The sequence below is a fragment of the Sporosarcina ureae DSM 2281 genome (assembly GCF_000425545.1).
GTDB classification, from domain to species: domain Bacteria; phylum Bacillota; class Bacilli; order Bacillales_A; family Planococcaceae; genus Sporosarcina; species Sporosarcina ureae.
In genome coordinates, this window is sequence record NZ_AUDQ01000002.1 from 268,910 (window position 1) to 293,664 (window position 24,755).

Annotated in this window: 19 protein-coding genes and 1 tRNA gene; all 20 read left to right on the forward strand. The window is 40.4% G+C overall.

From position 1 onward, the window contains the following. The first annotated feature begins 14 nt into the window (after positions 1–14). The 20 genes from H605_RS0103665 to H605_RS0103760 all read left to right on the forward strand — a co-directional run bounded on the left by H605_RS0103665 (position 15) and on the right by H605_RS0103760 (position 24,754). On the forward strand, positions 15–788 hold the full coding sequence (locus H605_RS0103665) for an electron transfer flavoprotein subunit beta/FixA family protein (protein ID WP_029052958.1): 774 nt from the start codon (positions 15–17) through the stop codon (positions 786–788). Between the two features lie 36 nt (positions 789–824). Further along, complete coding sequence (locus H605_RS0103670; RefSeq protein ID WP_029052959.1) at positions 825–1,799, forward strand: electron transfer flavoprotein subunit alpha/FixB family protein; 975 nt, start codon at positions 825–827, stop codon at positions 1,797–1,799. Positions 1,800–1,884: 85 nt separating this feature from the next. Then, positions 1,885–2,199, forward strand: a complete 315-nt coding sequence (gene trxA / locus H605_RS0103675) for a thioredoxin (RefSeq protein WP_029052960.1) — start codon at positions 1,885–1,887, stop codon at positions 2,197–2,199. 52 nt (positions 2,200–2,251) lie between these two features. Then, positions 2,252–4,057, forward strand: a complete 1,806-nt coding sequence (gene uvrC / locus H605_RS0103680) for an excinuclease ABC subunit UvrC (RefSeq protein ID WP_029052961.1) — start codon at positions 2,252–2,254, stop codon at positions 4,055–4,057. Positions 4,058–4,475: 418 nt separating this feature from the next. Then, positions 4,476–5,084, forward strand: coding sequence for a succinate dehydrogenase cytochrome b558 subunit (locus H605_RS0103685; RefSeq protein ID WP_029052962.1), 609 nt, complete (start codon positions 4,476–4,478; stop codon positions 5,082–5,084). Between the two features lie 49 nt (positions 5,085–5,133). After that, entirely contained in the window at positions 5,134–6,888 is a 1,755-nt protein-coding gene (sdhA, locus tag H605_RS0103690) for a succinate dehydrogenase flavoprotein subunit (protein WP_029052963.1), read from the forward strand. Then, positions 6,885–7,679 (forward strand): succinate dehydrogenase iron-sulfur subunit, encoded by a 795-nt coding sequence (gene sdhB, locus H605_RS0103695; protein WP_198040331.1) that lies wholly within the window; start codon positions 6,885–6,887, stop codon positions 7,677–7,679. The genes sdhA and sdhB overlap by 4 nt, the downstream gene beginning before the upstream one ends. A gap of 272 nt (positions 7,680–7,951) precedes the next feature. Continuing rightward, positions 7,952–8,401: an acyl-CoA thioesterase gene (locus H605_RS0103700; RefSeq protein ID WP_029052965.1), complete on the forward strand. Its 450-nt coding sequence runs from the start codon at positions 7,952–7,954 to the stop codon at positions 8,399–8,401. A gap of 75 nt (positions 8,402–8,476) precedes the next feature. Beyond that, complete coding sequence (locus H605_RS0103705) at positions 8,477–8,689, forward strand: helix-turn-helix domain-containing protein (protein WP_037561560.1); 213 nt, start codon at positions 8,477–8,479, stop codon at positions 8,687–8,689. Between the two features lie 191 nt (positions 8,690–8,880). Further along, entirely contained in the window at positions 8,881–9,288 is a 408-nt protein-coding gene (locus H605_RS0103710; protein WP_051210458.1) for a MarR family winged helix-turn-helix transcriptional regulator, read from the forward strand. 9 nt (positions 9,289–9,297) lie between these two features. Beyond that, the gene (racE, locus tag H605_RS0103715; protein ID WP_029052968.1) at positions 9,298–10,086 is read left to right on the forward strand and encodes a glutamate racemase; all 789 of its coding nucleotides are present in this window, start codon (positions 9,298–9,300) and stop codon (positions 10,084–10,086) included. Positions 10,087–10,215: 129 nt separating this feature from the next. After that, positions 10,216–10,974 carry a ribonuclease PH gene (rph, locus tag H605_RS0103720; RefSeq protein ID WP_029052969.1) on the forward strand — a complete coding sequence of 253 codons (759 nt, stop codon included), beginning with the start codon at positions 10,216–10,218 and terminating at the stop codon, positions 10,972–10,974. Further along, positions 10,971–11,585 carry an XTP/dITP diphosphatase gene (locus H605_RS0103725; protein WP_029052970.1) on the forward strand — a complete coding sequence of 205 codons (615 nt, stop codon included), beginning with the start codon at positions 10,971–10,973 and terminating at the stop codon, positions 11,583–11,585. The genes rph and H605_RS0103725 overlap by 4 nt, the downstream gene beginning before the upstream one ends. Then, the gene (locus H605_RS0103730) at positions 11,582–12,073 is read left to right on the forward strand and encodes a metallophosphoesterase (RefSeq protein WP_029052971.1); all 492 of its coding nucleotides are present in this window, start codon (positions 11,582–11,584) and stop codon (positions 12,071–12,073) included. The genes H605_RS0103725 and H605_RS0103730 overlap by 4 nt, the downstream gene beginning before the upstream one ends. 73 nt (positions 12,074–12,146) lie before the next feature. Continuing rightward, positions 12,147–12,220, forward strand: a tRNA-Arg gene (locus tag H605_RS0103735). 740 nt (positions 12,221–12,960) lie between these two features. Beyond that, positions 12,961–13,746: a 2,3-dihydro-2,3-dihydroxybenzoate dehydrogenase gene (locus H605_RS0103740; protein WP_029052972.1), complete on the forward strand. Its 786-nt coding sequence runs from the start codon at positions 12,961–12,963 to the stop codon at positions 13,744–13,746. An 18-nt stretch (positions 13,747–13,764) separates the two neighbouring features. Then, positions 13,765–14,979 carry an isochorismate synthase DhbC gene (gene dhbC, locus H605_RS0103745; RefSeq protein WP_029052973.1) on the forward strand — a complete coding sequence of 405 codons (1,215 nt, stop codon included), beginning with the start codon at positions 13,765–13,767 and terminating at the stop codon, positions 14,977–14,979. Between the two features lie 43 nt (positions 14,980–15,022). Beyond that, on the forward strand, positions 15,023–16,639 hold the full coding sequence (locus tag H605_RS0103750; protein ID WP_037561531.1) for a (2,3-dihydroxybenzoyl)adenylate synthase: 1,617 nt from the start codon (positions 15,023–15,025) through the stop codon (positions 16,637–16,639). Between the two features lie 24 nt (positions 16,640–16,663). Continuing rightward, on the forward strand, positions 16,664–17,557 hold the full coding sequence (locus tag H605_RS0103755) for an isochorismatase (protein WP_029052975.1): 894 nt from the start codon (positions 16,664–16,666) through the stop codon (positions 17,555–17,557). A 21-nt stretch (positions 17,558–17,578) separates the two neighbouring features. Next, a complete protein-coding gene (locus tag H605_RS0103760) occupies positions 17,579–24,754 on the forward strand; it encodes an amino acid adenylation domain-containing protein (protein ID WP_029052976.1) in 7,176 nt (2,391 codons plus the stop codon). Position 24,755: the final 1 nt, after the last annotated feature.

A 24,755-nucleotide genomic window follows, 5' to 3' on the forward strand; every position in this document is an offset into this window, starting at 1 on the left:
AGGAGGTTCTATTAATGAACATTTATGCATTAGTAAAAAGAACATTTGATACGGAAGAAAAAATTTCAATTTCAAACGGTGCCATTGCTGAAGATGGTGCAGAATTCATCATCAACCCATACGATGAGTACGCAGTAGAAGAAGCTATTAAACTACGTGACGAACACGGTGGGGAAGTAACTGTATTATCAATCGGAGACGAAGATTCCGAGAAACAATTACGTACAGCATTGGCAATGGGTGCAGATAAAGCAGTCCTGATCAATATTGAAGATGACATAGATGATATCGACGAATATACTTCTGCAAAAGTCATTGCAGATTACCTAAAAGATAAAAATGCTGATCTGATTCTAGCTGGTAACGTAGCAATCGATGGTGGCTCAGGTCAAGTAGGACCACGTGTAGCAGAATTGCTAGGCATTAACTATGTCACGACAATTACTGAATTAACGATAGACGGAACGAACGCAACCGTTGTACGTGACGTAGAGGGGGATTCGGAAACTATTGAAACATCCCTGCCACTTCTTGTCACAGCACAACAAGGTCTGAACGAACCACGTTATCCTTCTTTGCCAGGGATCATGAAAGCCAAGAAGAAACCTCTTGAAGACCTAGAGTTCGATGATCTAGACCTAGACGAAGATGACGTAGAGGCGAAGACGGAAACTAAGGAAGTCTTCTTACCACCTGCAAAAGCAGCAGGGCGTGTACTTGAAGGAGAGCCAGCAGATCAAGCGGCTGAACTTATAAAATTATTGCGTAACGAAGCGAAAGTAATTTAATTCATATAGAGAACTGTACTTAGGAGGGACTACATTATGTCAAAGAAAATGTTGGTTTTAGGTGAAGCACGTGATGGAGAACTACGTAACGTATCATTTGAAACAATTGCAGCAGCAAAGAATATTTCAGGCGGCGGAGAAGTTGTCGCAGTTCTTATAGGGGATCAAGTTCAGTCACTTGGCGAAGAAATGATTCATTATGGGGCGGATCGTGTAGTAACGGTTGAGCACCCACATTTGAAGCATTACACACCAGACGGCTTTGGGCAAGCGTTCCTAGCAGTCTACGGTGACGAATCTCCCGACGGTGTCGTATTTGGACACACAGCTATGGGGAAAGACTTATCACCCAAAATTGCAAGTAAGCTTGGTACTGGATTAATTTCAGATGTGACAAAGATTGAAGGAGAAGGCGACGATGCAGAATTCATCCGTCCCATCTACTCTGGTAAAGCATTTGAAAAAGTAGAAATTAAAGAAGGTTTACAATTTATCACAATTCGTCCAAACAATATTGAGCCGTTAGCACATGATGCTAGCCGCTCAGGTGACGTAACAGCGAAAACTGTAGAAATTGCGAATCTTCGTTCTGTTATCAAAGACGTAGTACGTAAATCAACAGAAGGCGTAGATTTGTCTGAAGCGAAAGTAATTGTAGCGGGTGGCCGTGGAGTCAAAGGACCCGAAGGATTTAAACCTTTAAAAGAGTTGGCTGATCTTCTAGGCGGTGCAGTCGGTGCTTCACGTGGAGCATGTGACGCAGACTACTGTGACTATTCACTACAGATTGGACAAACGGGTAAAGTTGTTACACCCGACTTATATATCGCAGCTGGAATTTCTGGAGCGATCCAGCACGTAGCAGGTATGTCCAACTCGAAAGTCATTGTGGCAATCAACAAAGATCCCGAAGCGAACATCTTTAAAATTGCAGATTACGGTATCGTAGGTGACATCTTCGAGATCATTCCGATCATGATTGAAGAAATTCAAAAGATCAAAGTCAGCTAATTAATTGATACAGGCATTTTTTTAGCTCCTTCTTTACCTCCATGATACAATACGAATATAGTTAAAGACTAAGGAGGAAATAAGAATGGCAATTATTAATGCAACTGATTCAAACTTTGCTGAAAACGTAAAAGAAGGCGTAGTACTAGTGGACTTTTGGGCACCTTGGTGTGGACCATGTAAAATGATCGCTCCAGTCCTTGAAGAACTTTCAGGTGAACTTGAAGGTAAAGCGAACATCGTAAAAGTAAACGTGGATGATAACCAAGCAACTGCTAGCCAGTTCGGTATCATGTCGATCCCAACATTACTTCTCTTTAAAGATGGAGAAGTAGCTGAAAAGGTAGTAGGTTTCCAACCAAAAGAAGCACTTGCACAACTAGTAGAAAAACATGCATAAATAGAAGAGACCGGGCCGCAAGAGCAGCCCGGTCTTTTAGTAGGTGAAAATAATGAATGAAATCATTGAACATAAACTTTCAATTCTCCCCGAATTGCCGGGTTGCTATTTAATGAAGGATCGTCAAGGTACTGTCATTTATGTCGGGAAAGCAAAAGTGTTAAAAAACCGTGTTCGTAGCTATTTTACGGGTTCCCATGATGGCAAAACACAGCGATTGGTCGGAGAAATAGAAGACTTTGAATATATAGTGACCAATTCTGAAATTGAAGCATTGATTTTAGAATTAAACATGATTAAGAAATACGATCCTAAATACAATATTATGCTTAAAGATGACAAAACATATCCTTACTTGAAAATTACCAATGAACGTCATCCAAAGTTGATCATTACACGCAAAGTCAATAAAAAATCTGGTAAATACTTCGGACCGTACCCTAATGCTACGGCCGCACATGAAACGAAAAAGTTACTGGATCGCTTATATCCATACCGTAAATGTCAAAGTATCCCTACGCGGGCGTGTTTGTACTATCATATCGGTCAATGTCTGGCGCCTTGTATTAAAGAAGTGCCTGCCGAAGCATATACCGAAATGATTGCAGACATTACTCGATTCCTAAATGGCGGTTATAAGGAAGTAAAAAAGGAACTTCAACAAAAAATGAACGAAGCAGCGGAAGAATTAGATTTTGAACGAGCGAAAGAATATCGTGATCAAATTACCAATATTGAAACCGTTATGGAAAAGCAGAATATGAATGCGAATGATTTTACAGATCGTGATATTTTTGGCTATGCAGTTGACAAAGGCTGGATGTGCGTGCAAGTGTTTTTTGTCAGACAAGGTAAAATGATAGAGCGGGATGTATCCATTTTCCCAGCTTATCAGGATCCTGAAGAAGAATTACTAACGTATCTGGGCCGTTTCTATGGAGAAGCTCACCATTTATTGCCAAAAGAAGTACTTCTTCCTGAAACCGTTGATTTTGCGTTAGCAGATCAATTGCTCGATACGAATGTGCTACTACCACAACGTGGAAAGAAAAAAGATCTTGTTAAACTGGCTGCTAAAAATGCGTCCATTGCATTGAACGCTAAGTTCCAAATAATTGAGCGCCAAGAAGAACGTACTATTGGTGCATGTGAAGAACTTGGAGAAGCTATGAATATCAGTACGCCTCTTCGCATTGAAGCGTTTGATAACTCCCATACACATGGCGTGGAACCGGTATCCGCGATGATATCCTTTGTAGATGGAAGACCTAATCGCAAAGATTACCGGAAGTATAAAACTAAAACGGCAGCAGCACATGATGATTATGGTGCGATGCGTGAAGTCGTTAGAAGACGCTATACACGTGTATTAAAAGATCAATTGCCTTTACCTGATTTAATTGTTATTGATGGTGGAAAAGGCCAGATGGAAATTGCTCGGGAAGTGTTAGAGGATGAACTAGGCCTCTCCATTCCGATAGCTGGGTTGGCAAAAGATGATAAACATAATACAGCACAGTTGCTGTACGGTCATCCGCCAGAAATTGTCCCGTTAAAGAAAACTAGTGAAGCATTTTATTTATTGCAACGTGTTCAAGATGAAGTCCATCGATTTGCTATTACGTTCCACAGACAGCGGCGGGGAGCCTCTTCACTAACTTCTTCACTGGATGGAATTGAAGGTGTTGGACCGAAACGTAAACAGCAATTATTGAAACACTTTAAAACCGTGAAAGCCATTCGCGAAGCAACACCTGAACAATTAAAAGAAGCGGGGATGCCAAAAAAAGTAGCTGATGAGTTACTTGCACATTTCCAACAACCTGAAACATCCGAAAAGCCCCTTGCTGAGCAATAAAGTCGAGGGGCTTTCATTGACATATAATGCTTTTTCACCATATTATTGGCAGGCGCTTGATTTCTAATGCATTTTATTAGAATAAATAGTTAATTAACTGAGAAGCGTAAATTTCATGAATAAATGAGTTGAGTAATGTAGAAATAAGAAATGAAAATTTCTCAAACCCTAATTTCTACGGGCTTCAAACTATGTCAAGCATTGTCGGATCATAGGAAAAGCAAAGTGTTATTCGACGTTTTTAGAAAAATCATAATCTACTATAAAAAGTACACAGCGTCTTGACCTGTCCAATACAGAGGAGTACAATATACATGTTATCATATTGTACCATGAAGAGAGATACTGGTGAATGCGAACTAGATAAAGAAACCGCATCACGACAGTATAATCTCAGAAATAAGGGAGGGTAAAAGACTTGTCGAAAGAAACAGATTTTTTCTTACGCCGTCTACATTCGTTGCTTGGTGTAATTCCAGTTGGACTATTTGTTGCCCAACACTTAGTAATTAACCATTTTGCAACACGCGGTGAGGAAGCATTCAACACAGCATCTAATTTTATGGGGAACTTGCCGTTTGTATCTTTCTTGGAATGGTTTATTATCTACATTCCACTCATGTTCCACGCGTTTTACGGAGTGTACATAGCGTTTTCAGCGAAATACAACGTGGGCCATTACAGTACTTTCCGTAACTGGATGTTCACGCTCCAACGTTTCACTGGGGTATTCCTTGTCATCTTCATTGCTTGGCACGTATACGAAACTCGTATTCAAAAAGCACTTGGAGCTGAAGTAGACTTCAACATGATGGCCGATATCTTATCGAATCCACTTATGCTTGTATTCTATATCCTAGGTATTCTATCTGCTACATTCCACTTAGCAAATGGACTATGGTCTTTCTGTGTTACATGGGGAATTGCACAATCACCACAATCACAAAAAATCGTATCTTATATCACAATCGTTGTATTCCTAGTACTTTCTATAATTGGAATTCAGGCACTTCTAGCTTTTGTGTAAATAACTAACTAACTAATGAAATTACGTATAATTGAGGAGTGACACAATAATGGCAAAAGGCAGATTGATTGTCGTCGGTGGAGGACTAGCTGGACTAATGGCTACCATCAAATCAGCAGAAGCTGGTGTACCGGTTGACTTGTTCTCGCTAGTACCAGTAAAACGTTCCCACTCCGTATGTGCCCAAGGTGGCATTAACGGTGCTGTAAACACGAAAGGTGAAGGCGACTCGGTCGACATTCACTTCGATGATACAGTTTACGGTGGAGACTTCCTAGCGAATCAAAAACCAGTACAAGCAATGACGGCAGCAGCTCCTGGAATCATCCACTTATTGGACCGTATGGGCGTTATGTTTAACCGTACGCCAGAAGGTCTGTTGGATTTCCGTCGTTTCGGTGGTACACTTCACCACCGTACAGCGTATGCAGGTGCGACAACTGGACAACAGTTGCTTTATGCTCTTGATGAACAAGTGCGTTCACATGAGGTAGCTGGATTAGTACAAAAATATGAGCACTGGGAATTCCTTGGAATCATCAAAGATGAAGAGGGAACGTGCCGCGGTATTAAAGCGCAAAACATGAAGACAATGGAAATTCAAGCATTCAAGGCGGATGCTGTCATCATGGCAACAGGCGGCCCTGGTATTATCTTCGGTAAGTCTACAAACTCTGTAATCAATACAGGTTCTGCAGCATCGATCGTATATCAGCAAGGTGCAAAATATGCAAATGGTGAATTCATTCAAATCCACCCGACAGCAATTCCTGGAGACGACAAACTTCGTCTCATGAGTGAATCAGCACGTGGTGAAGGTGGACGTATTTGGACATATAAAGACGGTAAACCTTGGTACTTCTTGGAAGAGAAATATCCGGACTACGGTAACTTAGTTCCACGGGACATCGCAACACGTGAAATCTTTGACGTGTGCGTAAACCAAAAACTAGGTATCAACGGAGAAAACATGGTGTACTTGGACCTATCCCACAAGGACCCTAAAGAACTTGACATCAAACTTGGTGGAATCATCGAGATTTATGAAAAGTTCACAGGAGATGATCCACGTAAATTGCCAATGAAAATCTTCCCGGCTGTTCACTATTCAATGGGTGGACTATGGGTAGATGATCATCAGCAAACAAGTATTCCGGGCCTATTCGCAGCAGGGGAATGTGACTTCTCACAACACGGTGCAAACCGTTTAGGAGCGAACTCATTACTATCTGCAATCTATGGTGGTATGGTCGCAGGACCGTACGCAATTGATTACATGAAGCACTTGAAGCGAACAGCTGATGAACTGCCAGCAACGATCTTCGAAGATGCAGTGAAAGAAGAGCAACAGAAATGGGAAGATACTCTCAAGATGAACGGTACAGAGAATGCGTACGTACTTCACAGAGAGCTAGGCGAATGGATGACTGACAACGTAACGGTTGTTCGTTTCAATGATAAATTGAAGCAAACAGACGAGAAAATTGTCGAGTTACTTGAGCGTTATGAAAATATTAATATTACGGATACACAGCAATGGTCAAACCAAGGAGCTATGTTTACACGCCAGTTGAAAAACATGCTTTATCTAGCACGTGTAATCACTTTAGGTGCATTGAATCGTGATGAGAGCCGTGGCGCGCACTATAAGCCAGACTTCCCGAATCGTGACGATGAGAACTTCTTGAAAACAACAATTGCGGAATTTGACGGAGTTTCTGCACCAATTATTTCGTATGAAGATGTAGATACATCTCTTATTCCTCCACGTATCCGTGATTACTCAGCGAAGAAAGGAGATTGACAAAAGTGAGCGAACAACAAACTGCAACTGCTACAAAAACTGTCGTATTTGACATTCATCGTCAAGATACTGCCACTTCAAGCCCTTATGTTGAAAGATTTGAAGTTCCATATCGCCCGAATATGAACGTAATTTCGGCTCTAATGGAAATCAGACGTAACCCAGTAAATGCTAAAGGTGAGAAAACAACTCCTATTAACTGGGATATGAACTGTTTGGAAGAAGTTTGTGGTGCATGTTCAATGGTAATAAACGGTCGCCCTCGTCAGTCATGTACTGCGCTGGTTGATCAGTTAACACAACCGATTAAACTTGAGCCTATGCGCACATTCCCGGTCGTTCGTGACTTGGTTGTTGACCGTGAATTCATGTTCGATTCGTTAAAGCGTATCAAAGCATGGGTTCCGATCGATGGTACGTATGACCTTGGTGAAGGTCCTCGTATGCCTGAACGTAAGCGTCAATGGGCATACGAACTGTCTAAATGTATGACTTGCGGTGTATGTTTAGAAGCTTGTCCAAACGTAAACGACAAGACGAATTTCATGGGTCCTGCATTGATGTCACAAGTGCGTCTATTCAACGCACATCCGACTGGTTCAATGAACAAAGATGAGCGTTTGGCTACTGTTATGGGAGACGGAGGAATCACTGAGTGCGGTAACTCACAAAACTGTGTAGTTGCTTGTCCTAAAGGTATTCCGCTAACCACTTCTATCGGTGCAATCGGTAGAGCCACAACAATCCAAATGTTCAAGAACTTCTTCGGAAGTGACCACCAAGTAGATTAATTTCTATAAAGCAAGCTGTCCAGGAAGTCTATGACTTTCTAGGACAGCTTTTTTGATGTTTACTGCCTTCAGACTATGATAGGAAGCAGGAGTTGAGGAATAGACAAAGAAGTTTAATGTTGCTCCTTTAGAAAGCAATTTTACCTACAACCCTTTCCTAGTATTCCATTGTATTTGCGCTAACAGTAGTGTGATGGATATATTTGACGTCAATTCGTATTTTGATATAATAAAGTAATGAATATTTATTCATTATGAAGGAGTGTGAGTGAATGAGAGAAAGTTATATTGATAATATAGAGGAATGGATAGAAGGATTTCATTTTCATGCGGACGTTTCAGTACGTTTTTCAGAGACGGATATGTATGGGCATCTGAACAACACAAAGGTATTTGCATATTTTGAGTATGCCAGAATTGAATATTTGAAACATCTAAACCATATGGCAAAGTGGATCGATCCAAAAGGCACAACTATTCCCATAGTAGCGGATTTACAATGCGATTTCGCTAAGCAAGTATACTTTGACGAAAAGCTACAAATCCACGTGAAAGCCAGTTCTATGGGTACGAGTTCAGTTGATCTGCATTATATGGCTAAGAATGAACGTAATGAAATCGCCTTTACAGGTAGGGGTGCTATCGTTCAAATTGGTAAAGCTGATGGAAGACCCGTGGCATGGACAGAAGAAGAGAAGAGGATGTTCCTAGAAAACTCGTAAAAGCCTACACAGACGCCCTTATGCTTACATATCCTATGGGGAAAGCGTAAAGAGGAGGGGCGCATCTTGGATGAAATGCAAAACCGTTCTTTATTAACAAATCGGGAACGACAAATTTTCACTTTGCTGGTAGATGATTTTACAACAAAAGAAATTGCTGGACAACTGACGATTAGTGAGAAAACCGTACGAAATCACATTTCAAATACGATTCAAAAACTGGGTGTATCAGGCAGAGCACAAGCGATCGTTGAATTATTGCGATTGGGAGAGTTACGGCTGAACTAAAAATGATGCCCAGCTTAGGATAGTAGACCAATTTTGTGCAATCGGTGTCAATTACTTCTTCTCTAGCATAAAACGAAGGAAAAATTGTTGCGTTCATCAACGAAAACGGTACAATGAAAAGATAGGACTCATTTCAGGGAGCTGATTTTTTGTTGAATGAACAACAAAACGTACCAACTGATATCGTAAAGATGGAAAAAGACTTGCGATACATTGCGTCCATCATCAAGGAACAAGGTCGAAAAATATTAAAGAATTCTACCATTACGCCTCCTCAATTCAGCGCTCTTCAATGGTTGCTAGAACATGGTGATATGACCATTGGAGATCTATCCAATAGAATGTTCCTAGCATTTAGCACCACGACTGATTTAGTAGACCGAATGGAAAATAGTCAACTAGTGAGACGTGTGCGAGATGATAAGGATCGTCGGGTTGTCCGTGTTCATTTATTACCTGAAGGTATACGGATTATTGAAGAGGTCATACAGAAGAGACAAGAGTATTTGCAAGATGTCCTTGTGAATTCTAATGAGCAGGAAATTCAGCAGTTTTCAGAATTGCTGGCTACACTACATGAACAGATGACAAGAGATTGAGGGATTACATTGAACGCACCTATTGGAGTAATTGATTCGGGAGTTGGCGGACTGACAGTTGTAAGAGAGTTACGCAACTACCTACCGAATGAACCTATTATTTACATTGGCGATGATGCACGTTGTCCGTATGGTCCTCGGCCTGCGGAAGAAGTGTTGCGATTTACAATGGACATGGTCAACAGTTTGGCGCAAATGGGTATAAAAATGCTCGTTATTGCGTGTAACACCGCGACTGCTATCGCGCTAGAAGAAGTACGAAAGCAATTTGATTTTCCTGTTGTCGGTGTTATTGAACCAGGAGCCAGGGCGGCTATCAATGCATCGCGAACAGACGAAATTGCTGTGCTAGGTACAGAAGGCACTGTGAAAAGTAAAGCATATGATCTAGCGATACAAGCATTAAAACCGGAAGCCAAAGTCCATTCACTCGCGTGTCCGGAATTTGTGCCAATCGTTGAAAATGGAGAATACCGTACACAGGCAGCAAGGGATATAGTCAACCGGACGTTACTTCCGTTGCATAACTATCCGTTTGATTCTGTAATTCTTGGTTGTACGCATTATCCATTATTACAAGAACATATAGAAGCGCATTTCTCCAATCAAAAAAATGTTATTTCTTCAGCAGCGGAGACTGTGATTGATGTTGAACGGATTCTTGAAGCGAAGCAATTACTATCTATTTCGGCGGAAGAGCCAATATTTTACACAACAGGCTCAATGGAAAAGTTTCAAGTCATCGTTGAAGATTGGCTTGCCATTCCGCAGGCAGATGTACGCAAGCTGACTTTATAACAAGTATTGCAGTACCCGAAAACAGTACGTTGTTTTCGGGTTTTTTGCTGTGAATATGATAAGATAGATTGAACGTAAACTTGAAGAACTGTTCACACTAAATAAATGGATCAAAATGGAGGATATTGCATGCGACATGATGGAAGAGCAACAGAAGATATTCGTACAGTAACAATTGAGAAGGATTATTTGATTCACCCAGAAGGTTCCGTACTGATTTCAGTTGGAAATACGAAAGTGATTTGTACAGCGACGATTGAAGATCGTGTACCGCCATTTATGCGTAATAGTGGAAAAGGATGGATCTCTGCTGAATATTCCATGTTGCCACGCGCAACAGGACAACGGACCATCCGAGAATCTTCCCGCGGTAAAGTAGGTGGTCGTACGATGGAAATCCAGCGTTTGATCGGACGAGCTTTGCGTGCAGTCGTTGATTTAGATGCTATTGGGGAGCGTACGATTTGGATTGACTGTGATGTCATTCAGGCAGATGGTGGAACGCGAACGTCTTCCATTACAGGTGCATTTGTTGCATTGGTCATCGCTGCGAATAAATTACAAATCGAAAAGAAGCTACCCGTATTCCCGGTTCGTGACTTCCTAGCTGCTACAAGTGTAGGGAAACTGGCTGACGGTCAATTGATCACGGATCTTGACTACGTAGAAGATTCTTCTGCTGACGTGGATATGAATGTGGTGATGACAGGACAAGGCCAATTCGTGGAACTGCAAGGGACAGGCGAAGAAGCTACTTTTTCTCGCGCGGAAATGAATGATTTATTGACGTTGGCTGAATCGGGAATCGAACAATTGATTGCAATTCAAAAAGAAGTATTAGGCGAGTTGGCGGATAAGATTGGACAACAGGTAGGCGAAGCGCAATGAAGGAAGTATTAATCGCGACGAATAATAAAGGCAAGGCGAAAGACTTTGAAGTTCTCTTTCGCCCTTTAGGAATCAATGTGCTGACATTGCAAGATATCGAAGAATCGATTGATGTAGAAGAAACGGGTACCACTTTCGTTGAAAATGCCGTACTAAAAGCAGAGACTGTTGCAAATTTATTGGGGAAAGTAGTAATTGCCGATGACAGCGGGCTGGAAGTCGATGTACTAAATGGCGAGCCAGGTGTCTACTCTGCACGCTATGCAGGTGAGCCATCGGACGATGAAGAGAATATCGATAAGTTGCTAGCTAATCTTGTGGAAGTGCCTGAAACGGCGCGTCAAGCTCGATTTCGGTGTGTTCTAGCGATTGCCGGTCCTGGTATCGGGACAACTACTTATTCTGGCAGCTGTGAAGGTATCATTACAGATCAACGACAAGGAACGAATGGATTCGGCTATGATCCAATATTTTATGTACCTAGTAGAGGGAAAACGATGGCAGAATTATCTGCAGAAGAGAAAAATGTTATCTCTCATCGCGGTGCAGCTTTAGCTCAACTAAAAAAACAACTACCAGAATTTCTTACACGGATAGGTGAAATGAAATGAAGCTACTTATTTTAAGTGATTCACATGGCGACTTGAATACAGTAAAGCTGATAAAATCATTGCAAGCAGACGAAATATTCCATTGTGGCGACAGTGAGTTATCGGCAAAAGATCCATTGCTTAATGGAGTCCATATTGTTCGTGGTAACTGTGACCGCGACGAGCAATTTCCAGCAACCATTGTACAGAAAGTGGGCAATGAGACTGTATTCATTGTCCACGGCCATGAACACGACGTTAAGCGCTCTATGCTCACCCTTTCTTACGCAGCAGCTGAGCAACAAGCAACCATTGCGTTATTCGGACATTCCCATTTATACGGGGCGGAGATGATCAAAGGTGTATTGTTTGTTAATCCGGGAAGCACGACTCAACCACGTGGCGGTAGGGTAGCGACATACGCAGTCATCGAAATCGACGATGTTTATACTGTGAGTTTTTATGGCATGAACCACGACTTAATAGACCAAATTATATTTAATAAATAGTTTTATGAAATAGTGTTGACTTATCTTTGGATTATGCATATAATAGTTCTTGTGCCTGTGGTTGCAGGTGTTTGTCTCAGTAGCTCAGCTGGATAGAGCAATGCCCTTCTAAGGCATCGGTCGGGGGTTCGAATCCCTCCTGGGACGTAATAAAGTAATATCTAGAGAAGAACCAAAAAAGCACCGTAAACATTGTTAAGCCAATGTTTACGGTGCTTTTTGTTTTGAATGAAATTAGCAACACTTAAACGTGAAAATTTTTCAAATAAATTACATTCTATACTCAAATTTAACGCTTATTTTATTTTCATTCAAACGTCCTGGAATATCTTTCCAGTGATAATTGCATCTTCGGATCTTAGCTCCTTTACAATGTGTGCATAATGTTGAGGTGCCCTGACAACCGGGTTATGCCTTCGTAAATGAAAAAAATATGGACTGGTAACTAACAGTCCATGAATATATTCAAAAAAACATCTAAAAGTGAAAAAATACGATAACGTGAAATGAAAAGCAGACTGAAAGGGTATCGAGCCAAAGAGCTAGGTATATTTACTTTCGGAAAGCTTTTTTTGTTTATGCTTATTATTTTTTTCATCATTGCGTTTGGGGAGTTGTATACCGGCAATGTAGCGGTGGTCTACAGGTGAATAAGGCTTTAGCTACTGAGAAAATTGACTATTTGGAGTTGTTTTAAAGTAACTTTATATAATTAAAAGATACAAAAAACATTACCTATTTCAAAAAAATAAATATAGGACTTAATTCTTAAAACTCAAAAACGCCTTGATTATTGTCTTTAATTAAACTAGCATGAAGTTATCAATTGATAATGATTATCAGTATCAATATCAATTGGAACTCATTAAGTCGAAAGGAATGGGACGATGAGAGAGCGCGAATTAGAAGGTAAAATAGCTGTTGTCACGGGTGCATCCGGAGGTATAGGCCGATTAATAGTAGAGCGGTTAGCTGAACATGGAGCGGTGATAGCGGCGATCGATAAGGACAAAGATGAATTAGTTAAAGGCATTAAAAAGATGCAAGAAAGAGGATATCCAATTACAGCTTTTCCTGCAGATGTAACAGACTCAATGATCGTAGAAGAAGTTATTTCTACTGTTGAGTCTAAGCTTGGATCGATAGATATATTGGTGAATGTGGCAGGAGTACTGAAGTTAGATTTAATAGACGACTTGGATGAGGCGGATTGGGATGCAAGTTTTTCTGTTAATGCAACGGGTGTATTCTGTATGTCTAAAATAGTCAGTAGGCAAATGATTCCACGTAAAAAGGGATCGATTATTACGGTAAGTTCCAACGCTAGCCACATTCCTAGAATTGGAATGGCGGCCTATGGAGCTTCAAAGGCGGCAGCAACTATGTTCACAAAATGTCTTGGTCTGGAACTTGCGAAGCATAATATACGCTGTAATGTTATTTCGCCTGGATCTACTGATACAAAAATGCTAAGAAAACTTTGGAGTAATGAAGAGGGAGAAATAGAAACGATAGATGGACAATCTGAGGTTTATCGAGTTGGTATTCCACTTGGTAAAATTGGAACACCATCCGATATTGCGAACTCAGTATTATTTTTTGCGTCAGATGATGCATCACATATCACCATGCACGATATGGTTGTTGATGGTGGAGCCACACTAGGTGTTTAACGAGGAGGAAACAGAAATATGAGTAAAGTGAGTATGTCAAAGGTAAAGTCGATTTTAGATGAATATGAATTAGGAGATTTCTTTTTATCATCGTCAAAGCGAACGATTATGGGGAAAGGCGTTTTCTCAGTTGTAAAGGAGACACGGAAAACTAAAAATCAAATATATAGTTTACCGGTTAGAGTGGAAGAGGCATTTGAACAGGCGAAACGGGCAGGACATCCGCATCCGATCGTTGTAGGTGCAGTTCCGTTTGATTACTCAGAAGCTGCAAAAATGATCATACCTGAGGAAGTAAAAGTATCTTCCACATTGGTAAAAGATAGTGGCCAACCGGAAAATATATCTTTGCAGCCGTGTGAAATTCAATATATTCCGGCGCCAGCAGAATATATGAGAGGTGTAAATCAAGGCCTAGATAAGATTTCGTCGGGACAACTAGATAAAATAGTTGTTTCTAGAGCTTTGAATTTTAAAACGAAAGAGCAAATTGATGTAAAACAGATTTTAAAAAGGTTGGAACATCATAATAAGCAAGGATACACATTTGCTGTTGATATATCAGACGTTAATACGATTAGAAATAAGGAAACGGTATTAACAAATGGGAAACGTATATTAATTGGTGCTAGTCCAGAATTGCTTGTATCTAAAAACGATTCAACTTTATTCGCAAATCCATTAGCAGGCTCGAGACCTCGAAGTGATGATCCAAAAGAAGATCAGCGTAGAGCGTTAGAACTGTTGGAATCTGAAAAAGATTTATATGAACACGCAGTGGTTGTCGATATGGTAAAAGAATCATTAGCTCCTTTTTGTGAATCGATGGATGTTCCAGAAATACCGTCATTAATTAAGACAGAAGCAATGTGGCATCTGTCAACAGAAATATATGGAACATTAAAACAGGCGGAAACATCTTCTTTAGAATTAGGTATTGCGTTACATCCTACACCGGCGGTATGTGGACATCCGACAGAGTTAGCACGTGAAGCCATTTATGAGATTGAGCCGTTTAATAGAGGTTTTTTTGCTGGAATGGTCGGCTGGTGTGATGAAAATGGAAATGGAGAATGGATAGTCACGATTCGTTGTGCGGAAGTTGAAGAAAACGATATACGATTATTTGCGGGTGCAGGTGTAGTTGCTGGTTCCATTCCCGAGGAAGAATTGATTGAGACGGGAGCGAAGTTTAAAACAATGCTGGATGCTATGGGTATTGAAAAACAATAGGGCATAGATATGTCAAAAACTTAGTAAACAGGGAGGAATACTTATGGAAGGGTGTCAACCATGGCCCGATGAAATAGCTGCATTTTATCGTGAAAAGGATTGTTGGCGTGGAGAAACATTTGGACAGATGCTTCGAGTAAGAGCAGAAAAGCACGGTAATAAGATTGCAATAACTGATGGGGGAAAACAAGTAAGTTATGAAACTTTGGATAAAAGAGTGGATCAACTTGCTTCCGGGTTTCAAAAACTTGGTTTTAAAAAAGAAGATAGAGTAGTCATTCAAATTCCAAATACAGTTGAGTTCTTTGAGGTTTGTTTTGCCTTGTTCCGATTAGGAGTGTTGCCAGTATTTGCTTTGCCGTCGCACCGATATAGTGAAATACAGTATTTTTGTGAGTTGACCGAGGCAAAGGCTTATATAATGCCGGAAAACTTTTCTGGATATCATTATCATGAAATGGCTAAGACCATTCAGCGTGAGTCAAGTACTTTAGAGCATATCATTACACTTGGTGCATCTGAAGAGTTGGAACAGTTAGCAGATCTTTATTTGGAAGAAGAGTATATTCAGCCTAATGTTTATTCAAATGACATCGCATTTTTACAATTATCTGGTGGAAGTACAGGGTTATCTAAATTAATTCCACGAACACATGATGAGTATATTTATAGTCTTCGTAAGAGTAATGAAATATGTAGAATGGATGAGAATAGTGTCTACCTTGCAGTTTTAGCAATCGCGCATAATTACCCTTTGAGTTCACCGGGAGTGCTCGGTTCACTTTATGCAGGCGCAAGGATTGTGCTGGCAACAAGATCAAGTCCAGACGAGGCTTTCCCTATAATCGAAAAAGAAAAAGTAACGATTGTAGCACTTGTTCCACCTATAGCCATTATTTGGTTGGAAGCATTGAAGACACGTTCAAATGATTTCACTAGTTTAGAAATCATTCAAGTAGGCGGAGCGCATTTCAATGCTGAAATAGCTAAACGTATGCAACAAGCCTTTGGATGTAAGCTGCAACAAGTGTATGGAATGGCTGAAGGGTTGGTTAATTACACAAGATTAGATGATCCAGAAGAGACTATTATTAACACGCAGGGACGACCGATGTCACCCTATGATGAGATTCGTGTAGTTGACGAAGAGGATCGCGAAGTTGAACTAGGTGAAGTAGGGGAATTGTTAACTAGGGGCCCATATACTATTCGCGGATACTATAAGGCGGAACAGCATAATGCTAAAGCATTTACATTGAATGGATTTTATCGCACAGGTGATTTAGTTAGCTTAGACGAAGCGGGAAATATTGTCGTAGAAGGTCGTATTAAGGACCAGATAAATCGTGGAGGTGAAAAGATAGCGGCAGAGGAAATGGAAGATCATATTGCTTCACATCCTAATGTGTTTGATGTTGCAGTCGTCTCTATGCCGGATCAATTTCTTGGAGAGAGGTCATGTGCGTTTGTTATCCCTTATGAAGGGATGATAACTAAAGTTGAAATGAAGGATTTTCTAATAAAAAGAGGGATAGCGGATTTTAAGATTCCTGACCGTGTTGAAATAGTGGATACCTTTCCACAAACATCTTTTGGAAAGGTCAGTAAAAAAGCATTACGTGAAATGATTACAAAGAAACTATCGCCTACCTATAAATAAAATAAACGAAATGGACGTGATTACATGGGAATTCCTACTATTCCATCTTATCAAATGCCGAATATATCTATTTATCCAACAAATAAAGTGTCGTGGCAGGTGGATCCGGAGAGGGCAGTTCTGCTCATACATGATATGCAGAATTATTTTTTGAACTTCTATGATACAGAACAATCACCGATAACCGAATTGATTCATAATATCGCAAAATTGAAAGAGCAGTGCAAAAAGCAAGGGATTCCAGTTGCTTATACAGCGCAACCAGGGAATCAGAACGAGGCAGATCGGGCACTCCTAACTGACTTTTGGGGAAAAGGATTATCCGATGATCCAGCTCAAACAGGGATTATTAAAGATTTAGCACCAGATTCAAATGATTTAATGTTAACTAAATGGCGTTATAGCGCGTTTAAAAAATCAGATTTCTTGAATATATTAGAAAAGCAAGGGCGTGACCAACTAATTATTTGTGGAGTTTATGCCCATATAGGATGTTTAATGACGGCTGCAGAGGCATTCATGTATGATATACAGCCTTTCCTCGTAGCAGATGCGGTTGCTGACTTTTCGTATGATGAACATAAAATGGCATTGGATTATGCGGCCAAACGTTGCGGTGTTACGACGTCTACAGATGAATTAATCAAAGTACTGTCGAAAGGTACAGAAAATAGCGAAAATGAATCCCTTACATTTGAAACAATTCATGAGCAAGTTGCCTGCTTACTGGATATACAAGGGAAGGATCTATCAGACACAGACGACTTATTTTATATGGGGCTGGATTCTATTGGACTTATGAGTTTAGTTGAAGCATGGCGACAACAAGGTCTGGAAGTAAGCTTTATGGACTTAGTGGAGAGAAAAACATTAGCTGAATGGCGTGATTTAATGGAAAGCCGAATGGTGAACGTATAAATATAAAGGAGGGTGTATTGTATGCCTAGCGTGTTAACAAAGCATCAGTCATTAACGGGTGCGCAAGCTGGAATTTGGTATGCGCAGCAATTGGAGTCGGATAACCCTGTTTATAATACAGCGGAGTATATTGACATAAATGGAAAGCTACATGTGGAGTATTTTAAGAAGGCTGTAGAACAAGTAATGAAAGAGACAGATTCCATTCATGCTAAATATGGAGCAGACGAAAATGGTCCATGGCAGCATATTCCTGAGAAAAGGGATTTTTCGCTTGAATTTATCGATGTTACTGGAGAAGTGGATCCTGATCAATCTGCAAAAAAATGGATGAAATCTGATATAGATAAACCGTTGGATTTAACTAAAGATGTCGTTGTTAAACAGGCACTATTTAAGATAAGCGAGAATCGAAGTTTGTGGTATTTGCGTATTCATCATATTGCAGCAGATGCTTTCGGTTTTTCTCTAATCGTACAACGTGTTGCTCAGATTTATACAGCCCTAGTAAAGCAAGAAACGATAAAGGGAAATGAGTTGGGAGATTTTCAAAAGGTATTGGATGAACATCAATCGTATGTACGTTCGGATAAATTTATTCAAGACCGTAAGTTTTGGATGGGGCGATTCCAGGATCATCCAGACATTGTTAGTTTAAAGGGTTCATCGTTAGGATTATCTAAACGCATTATCCATAAGACAAGTTATTTGCAAGCAGATACGATCGAGCGGTTAAGGAAAACAGCTAGTTCCAGAGGGGGAAATTGGTATGAAACGATAGTAGCAGCTGTTGCTGTCTATATGCAACGTTTAACTAGTAGTGAGGACATTGTGCTTTGTTTACCAATGATGTGTCGTATGGGCACGTCTTCAGTAAAGGTCCCAGCAATGGTGATGAATTTACTACCATTAAGACTGAATATACAACCCAAAATGAGTTTCATAGAGTTGATAGAGCAAGTTCAACAAGAAATGAAGCAAGTGCGGTCCCATCAGCATTATCGTCATGAATATATACGGCATGATCTGAAGTTATTAGGGGATGGTCAACGCTTGTTCGGACCACAAATAAATATGATGCCATTTGATTATGGATTGAACTTCGCTGGTAGTAAAGGAACGACAAACAAGCTCCATACGGGTCCAGTTGATGACCTATCCTTGAATATATATGATCAACAAGACGGAAAAGGGATAAGGATAGATTTGGATGCCAATGCTGATATTTATGAACCGGATGAGGTGACTCTTCATCTAAATCGTTTAGTAAATTTGATTGAGAATATAGCTGCTGCAGATGCGCATTTGCCAATATCTCAATTAGGGGTACTTTTACCTGGAGAGTTTGACAATGTGATCAATAATTGGAATCAAACAACTCAACAATTGTCTTATATGTCTGTCCAAGAAATATTTTTAAAACAAGTTACCCGTACACCGCATGCCGAGGCCTTAAGGTTCGACGACGAAAGCCTTTCTTATGCAGCATTAAATAAACGGGTTAATTGTCTGGCGTATGTACTTGAGGAAAAGGGACTAGGACCTGGTAAGTTTGCTGCTTTGGCTTTACCCCGATCCGTAGACATGGTTATTGCAATGTTGGCTGTTTTAAAAGCGGGAGCAGCGTATTTGCCAATTGATCCCGAATACCCTGTTGAGCGAATTTCTTATATTTTGGAGGATGCACAGCCAATGTGTATCCTGACACATAAGGATATACAATCTCAATTACTAGAAAGTCATGTAGAGCATGTCGTGTTGGATGATCCCGCTGTTCGCAATCAAATAACTGCTTTTGCTGATATAGATTATCCGAACAGAATAGTAGCGCCAAAGAGTCCAGCGTACATGATTTATACTTCCGGATCGACAGGGCGTCCGAAAGGAGTTGTTGTTACAGTCGAAGGATTAACCAACTTCCTTTGTTCTATGCAAAATAAGCTTGGTCTCTGTCATAAGGACCGTCTTTTGGCGGTCACGACAATTTCTTTTGACATTTCAGCATTGGAAATATTTCTTCCGCTCATTAGTGGTGCATGTTGTGTGATTGCAAAGAATAACGCAAACAAAGACCCGGCAATTTTAGCACAATTGATTGAAGACCGCAATATTTCCATTATGCAGGCAACACCCACACACTGGAATGCGCTTGTGTCGACCTATCCAGAAGTACTTCGTGGAATACGTATCTTGGTCGGCGGAGAAGCGGTTCCTGAAAAACTCGTAAAATCATTACATGAGCTAGATTGTGAAGTGACAAATTTGTATGGACCAACAGAAACGACAATCTGGTCCACAGCTATCACTTTAAATACAGGGAAAACGGGCACTCCTTCTGTTGGCTATCCTATCGATAATACACAAATATTCATTTTAGATGCCGGTTTACAGCCTGTCCCTCCAGGGGTAAGTGGAGATTTATATATTGCAGGTAAAGGGTTAGCACAGGGCTATTTTAATCGTCCGGATTTAACAGCAGATACTTTCATTGCTAATCCATATGGAAATCCAGGTGAAAGGATGTACAAAACAGGCGATATTGCACGTTGGCATGCGGATGGAAAGCTTGATTATATTGGCAGGTCAGATCATCAAGTGAAAATCCGCGGTTTTCGAATAGAGCTTGGAGAAATTGAATCCGTCATAGCGAAAACCTCGGAGGTTAATCAAGTAGTCGTTGTTGCTAGGGAGGACCAACCAGGGGATTACCGTTTAATAGCTTATCTCGTGCCAGAAAAGAAAGCGAATATTGATTTAGCTAAAACACGTCAATCTGTGGAAGAACTACTTCCTGATTATATGGTTCCTTCTACCTTTATTATAATGGACGATTTGCCGCTGACACCAAATAAGAAAATAGACCGCAAAGCATTGCCGTCTCCAGAATTCGAAAAAGGGAAAGATAGTCGGGATCCTAGAACGCCACAGGAGGTAATAGTTTGTGATTTATTTAAACAAGTGTTAAATGTTTCACAAGTGGGAATTGACGATAGTTTCTTCCATCTTGGCGGTCATTCATTACTTGCTGTACAGTTAGCGAATCGTATTCGTGAAGTCTTTGAAGTGGAAGTTGGGATAGGGAAAATCTTTGAAACACCGACTGTAGTAGGACTTGTTAAACAGTTAGAGGCAGGACGGAAAGGAAGGCCCCCTGTTCAAAGAGTCAAGTCCAAGGGCGACATTCCATTATCGTTTGCGCAGCGTCGATTATGGTTCCTATATCAGTTAGAAGGACCAAGCCCTACATATAATATACCTCTAGTGGTTCGATTATCAGGGAAATTAGATAAGAACGCATTGCAAGAAGCAATCTGCGATGTAATAGAAAGACATGAACCGTTGCGAACTATTTTTCCCGAACATGCGGGGACAGCCAGGCAAGAGGTATTAAATCCAGAAAAGGTTAAGCCAGATTTACATGTACACCAAATAGAAGCATCCGAGTTAACAAGTCGATTAAATCATACTGTTAAATATTGCTTCCAATTGGATGAGGAACCTGCATTTCGAGTTGAGCTCTTTTCTACCGCAGAGGAAGAACATGTTGTTGTACTGTTACTACATCATATCGTAGGCGATGGATGGTCCTTGACGCCGTTAACACAAGATTTGAAGAAGGCATATATGAGCCGCGTTAATGGTAAACAGCCAAATTGGCCAAATCTGCCAGTACAATACGCGGATTATGCATATTGGCAAGAGAATTTATTGGAAGAAAAGCAAGGACAAGAGAGTCTTGTTAAAGAACAGCTTGATTATTGGTTAAATACTTTAGCAGACTTACCTGATCATTTAGAACTGCCGACAGATTATCCACGACCAGTGGAGTCTAGCTATCTAGGGAAAACGTATCGCTTTACGATTGACGCGAGTCTTCATCAGAAGTTACTTCATATCTCTGCACAAAACGGAGTGAGTTTATTTATGACGTTGCAAGCTGGTCTTACGGCGTTACTGACTCGTCTTGGGGCAGGATATGATATACCTTTAGGGAGTCCGGTAGCTGGAAGAAATGATGATGCTTTGACAAATCTCGTGGGGTTGTTTATTAACACTTTAGTATTACGTACTAATACATCTGGTAATCCGAGCTTTAAGGAGTTGCTTGGTAGAGTGAGAAAGGTAAATTTGAATGCGTATGAAAACCAGGATTTACCTTTTGAAAGATTGGTAGAGGAATTGAATCCTCCGCGTTCTAGATCAAGGCATCCATTATTCCAAATCATGCTTGCATTACAAAATACACCTGAGCCAAAGTTAGATTTACCTAAAATGAAGAGTGAATTGTCATTATATAGCGTAGGAGCTTCTAAATTCGATATGACGTTAGAGTTTCGGGAAAATGTAAGTGAATCGCGGGATGCGGCAGGATTAGATGGATTCCTTGAGTATAGTACAGACTTGTTTACAGAAGAGACAATACAATCGATGGTGAATAGACTGATTCGTTTGTTAGAATCTGCCGTACTTGATCAGGATCAACCAATCGGACTTCTGGAGATTTTAGATCAAAATGAAAAGAAAGAGCTCGTCAAAGATGTAAAAGTGAATGATGAACAGGAAGAATCTAGTTTGTCTGTACGATTTGAAAAGCAGGCCATGCTTGAACCAAAAAATATAGCGCTCATCTTTGAAAACGAACAAATGACATATCAAACATTGAATGAAAGGGCTAATCAACTGGCGCACCTATTAATTGGACAAGGTGTTGGTCCGGAGCAATATATTGTCTTAGCTTTACCTAGATCAATGGAAATGGTAATCGCTATGCTTGGTATTATAAAAGCTGGAGCTGCATATGTGCCAATTGACCCTAATTATCCGAGTGAACGAATTACCTTTATGATAGAGGACGTAAAGCCTTTGATGGCGATTACAAATGAAGAGTATACAAATAAATTACCTAATAATCATGCCATGCCAAAACTTGTTTTAGATGCAGAAGATACACAGGAAGTACTTAGTAAACAAAAAGATACGAATCCAATAGATGCAGAGCGTACAGAGCCGTTACAAGCTCTTCATCCGGCATATATTATATATACTTCGGGTTCCACTGGTCTGCCTAAAGGCGTAGTGATTCCCCATCAAAATGTGAATCGTCTACTAGGATCTACAGACGAATGGTTCCAATTTAATGCGGATGATGTATGGACTTTATTCCACTCCTATGCGTTTGACTTTTCGGTATGGGAAATGTGGGGGGCTCTGCTCTATGGTGGAAGATTGGTTATTGTATCGTATGAGATGAGCCGTTCTCCGTATGAGTTTTTACAACTAGTAGTGAATGAGAACGTAACGGTCCTGAATCAAACTCCTTCCGCATTTTATCAATTAATGCAGGCGGACAGAGAACAGCAAGAAGTAGGTAAACAGCTGCAATTACGATATGTCATTTTTGGGGGAGAAGCGCTTGAACTTAATCGACTAGAGGATTGGTATAAGCGCCATACAGAGGACGCACCTAAACTAATTAATATGTATGGAATTACGGAAACGACCGTACACGTTACGTATATGAAAATTAATGAAACTCTTGTATCACTAAGAGCGAATAGTATTATCGGTCAAGGGATAAAAGACTTAAATATATATATATTGGATGAATATTTACAGCCAGTACCAATAGGGGTTATTGGAGAAATGTATGTATCTGGTCCAGGATTAGCAAGGGGATATTTAGGAAGACCAGATTTAACGGCTGAGCGATTCGTGGCAAATCCATTCGTTGAAAATGGATCAAGAATGTACCGTACGGGTGATTTAGCCCGGTGGAAAGAATATGACATGTTAGATTACATCGGACGCGCTGATCAACAGGTGAAAATAAGAGGCTTTAGGATTGAGCTAGGGGAAATTGAATCTGTGCTATCCGAGCACCCTAGCATTGAACAGGTAACCGTGGTCAGCAGTGAGGGCCATTCTAGTGGAGATCAACTGCTTGCTTATATAATATTGAATTCCGACGCAAGTGAAAATGGTGTTGATATTCGACGTTGGGTTACTAAACGTTTGCCAGATTATATGATACCTTCCGCATTTATCATGATTGATATATTCCCATTAACTCCTAATGGGAAGCTAGATTACAAGGCTTTACCTGATCCAGATTATTCTGAGGAAGTAACAGACAAAGGACCAAGAACACCACAGGAGGAAATATTATGTAATCTATTTATGGAAGTATTAGACTTGCCGTATGTAGGAATTGATGACGAATTCTTCCACCTAGGGGGACACTCCTTACTTGCTGTCCAGCTAATGACTCGAATCAAAGAATCATTTGGTATTGACCTAAGTATTGGGAGTCTCTTTGAGTCTCCTACGGTTGCGGGTCTGGCAGAACGATTGGAGAATGTTGATAATACAAGTGCGCTAGAGGTTTTGTTATCACTTCGAACAAGTGGAAGCTTATCTCCTTTATTCTGTGTTCATCCGGCTGGCGGACTTAGTTGGTGTTACGCAGGTCTGATGAAGGAATTGGACAAAGATTATCCAATTTACGGTCTTCAGGCACGAGGTATTTCCGATCCAGATAATCATCCCCATTCATTAGATGAGATGGCTGAGGATTATGTTGAACAGATGCAATCTGTTCAACCTCGAGGTCCTTACTATTTACTGGGATGGTCACTCGGAGGTAATATCATGCAAGCCATGTCGACAAAACTACAGAAAAAGGGTGAAAAGGTTGCGCTAGTTGCTATGTTAGATTCGTATCCAAATCATTTTCTTCCAATTGAGAATGCTCCAGATGAGGAAGAAGCACTTATTGCTTTGCTTGCATTGGGAGGTTATGATCCTGAAAGCGTAAATGGAGATGCACTTACGCTCGAAGATGCCATAGAGTTGTTAAGAAAGGATGGAAGTGCGTTAGCGAGCCTTGATGACAAAACAATTACTAATTTAAAGGAAACATATGTACAATCTGTTCAAAACTTAAGTGAATTTGAACCGGAAATATATCAAGGAGATGTCTTGTTTTTCAGATCGACTATTACCCCAGAGTGGTTTGATCCAATTTCCACTAATACATGGGGCCCTTACATCGATGGCAAGTTGGAAGTATATGATATTCATTGTCGTCATAAAGATATGTGCCAACCGGAACCATTAGCAGAAATCGGAGAGATTCTATCTAAAAAGCTAAGCATGTTGTATGAATCGACTAAAATAAACTCAGAGAGGGAGAGATAGA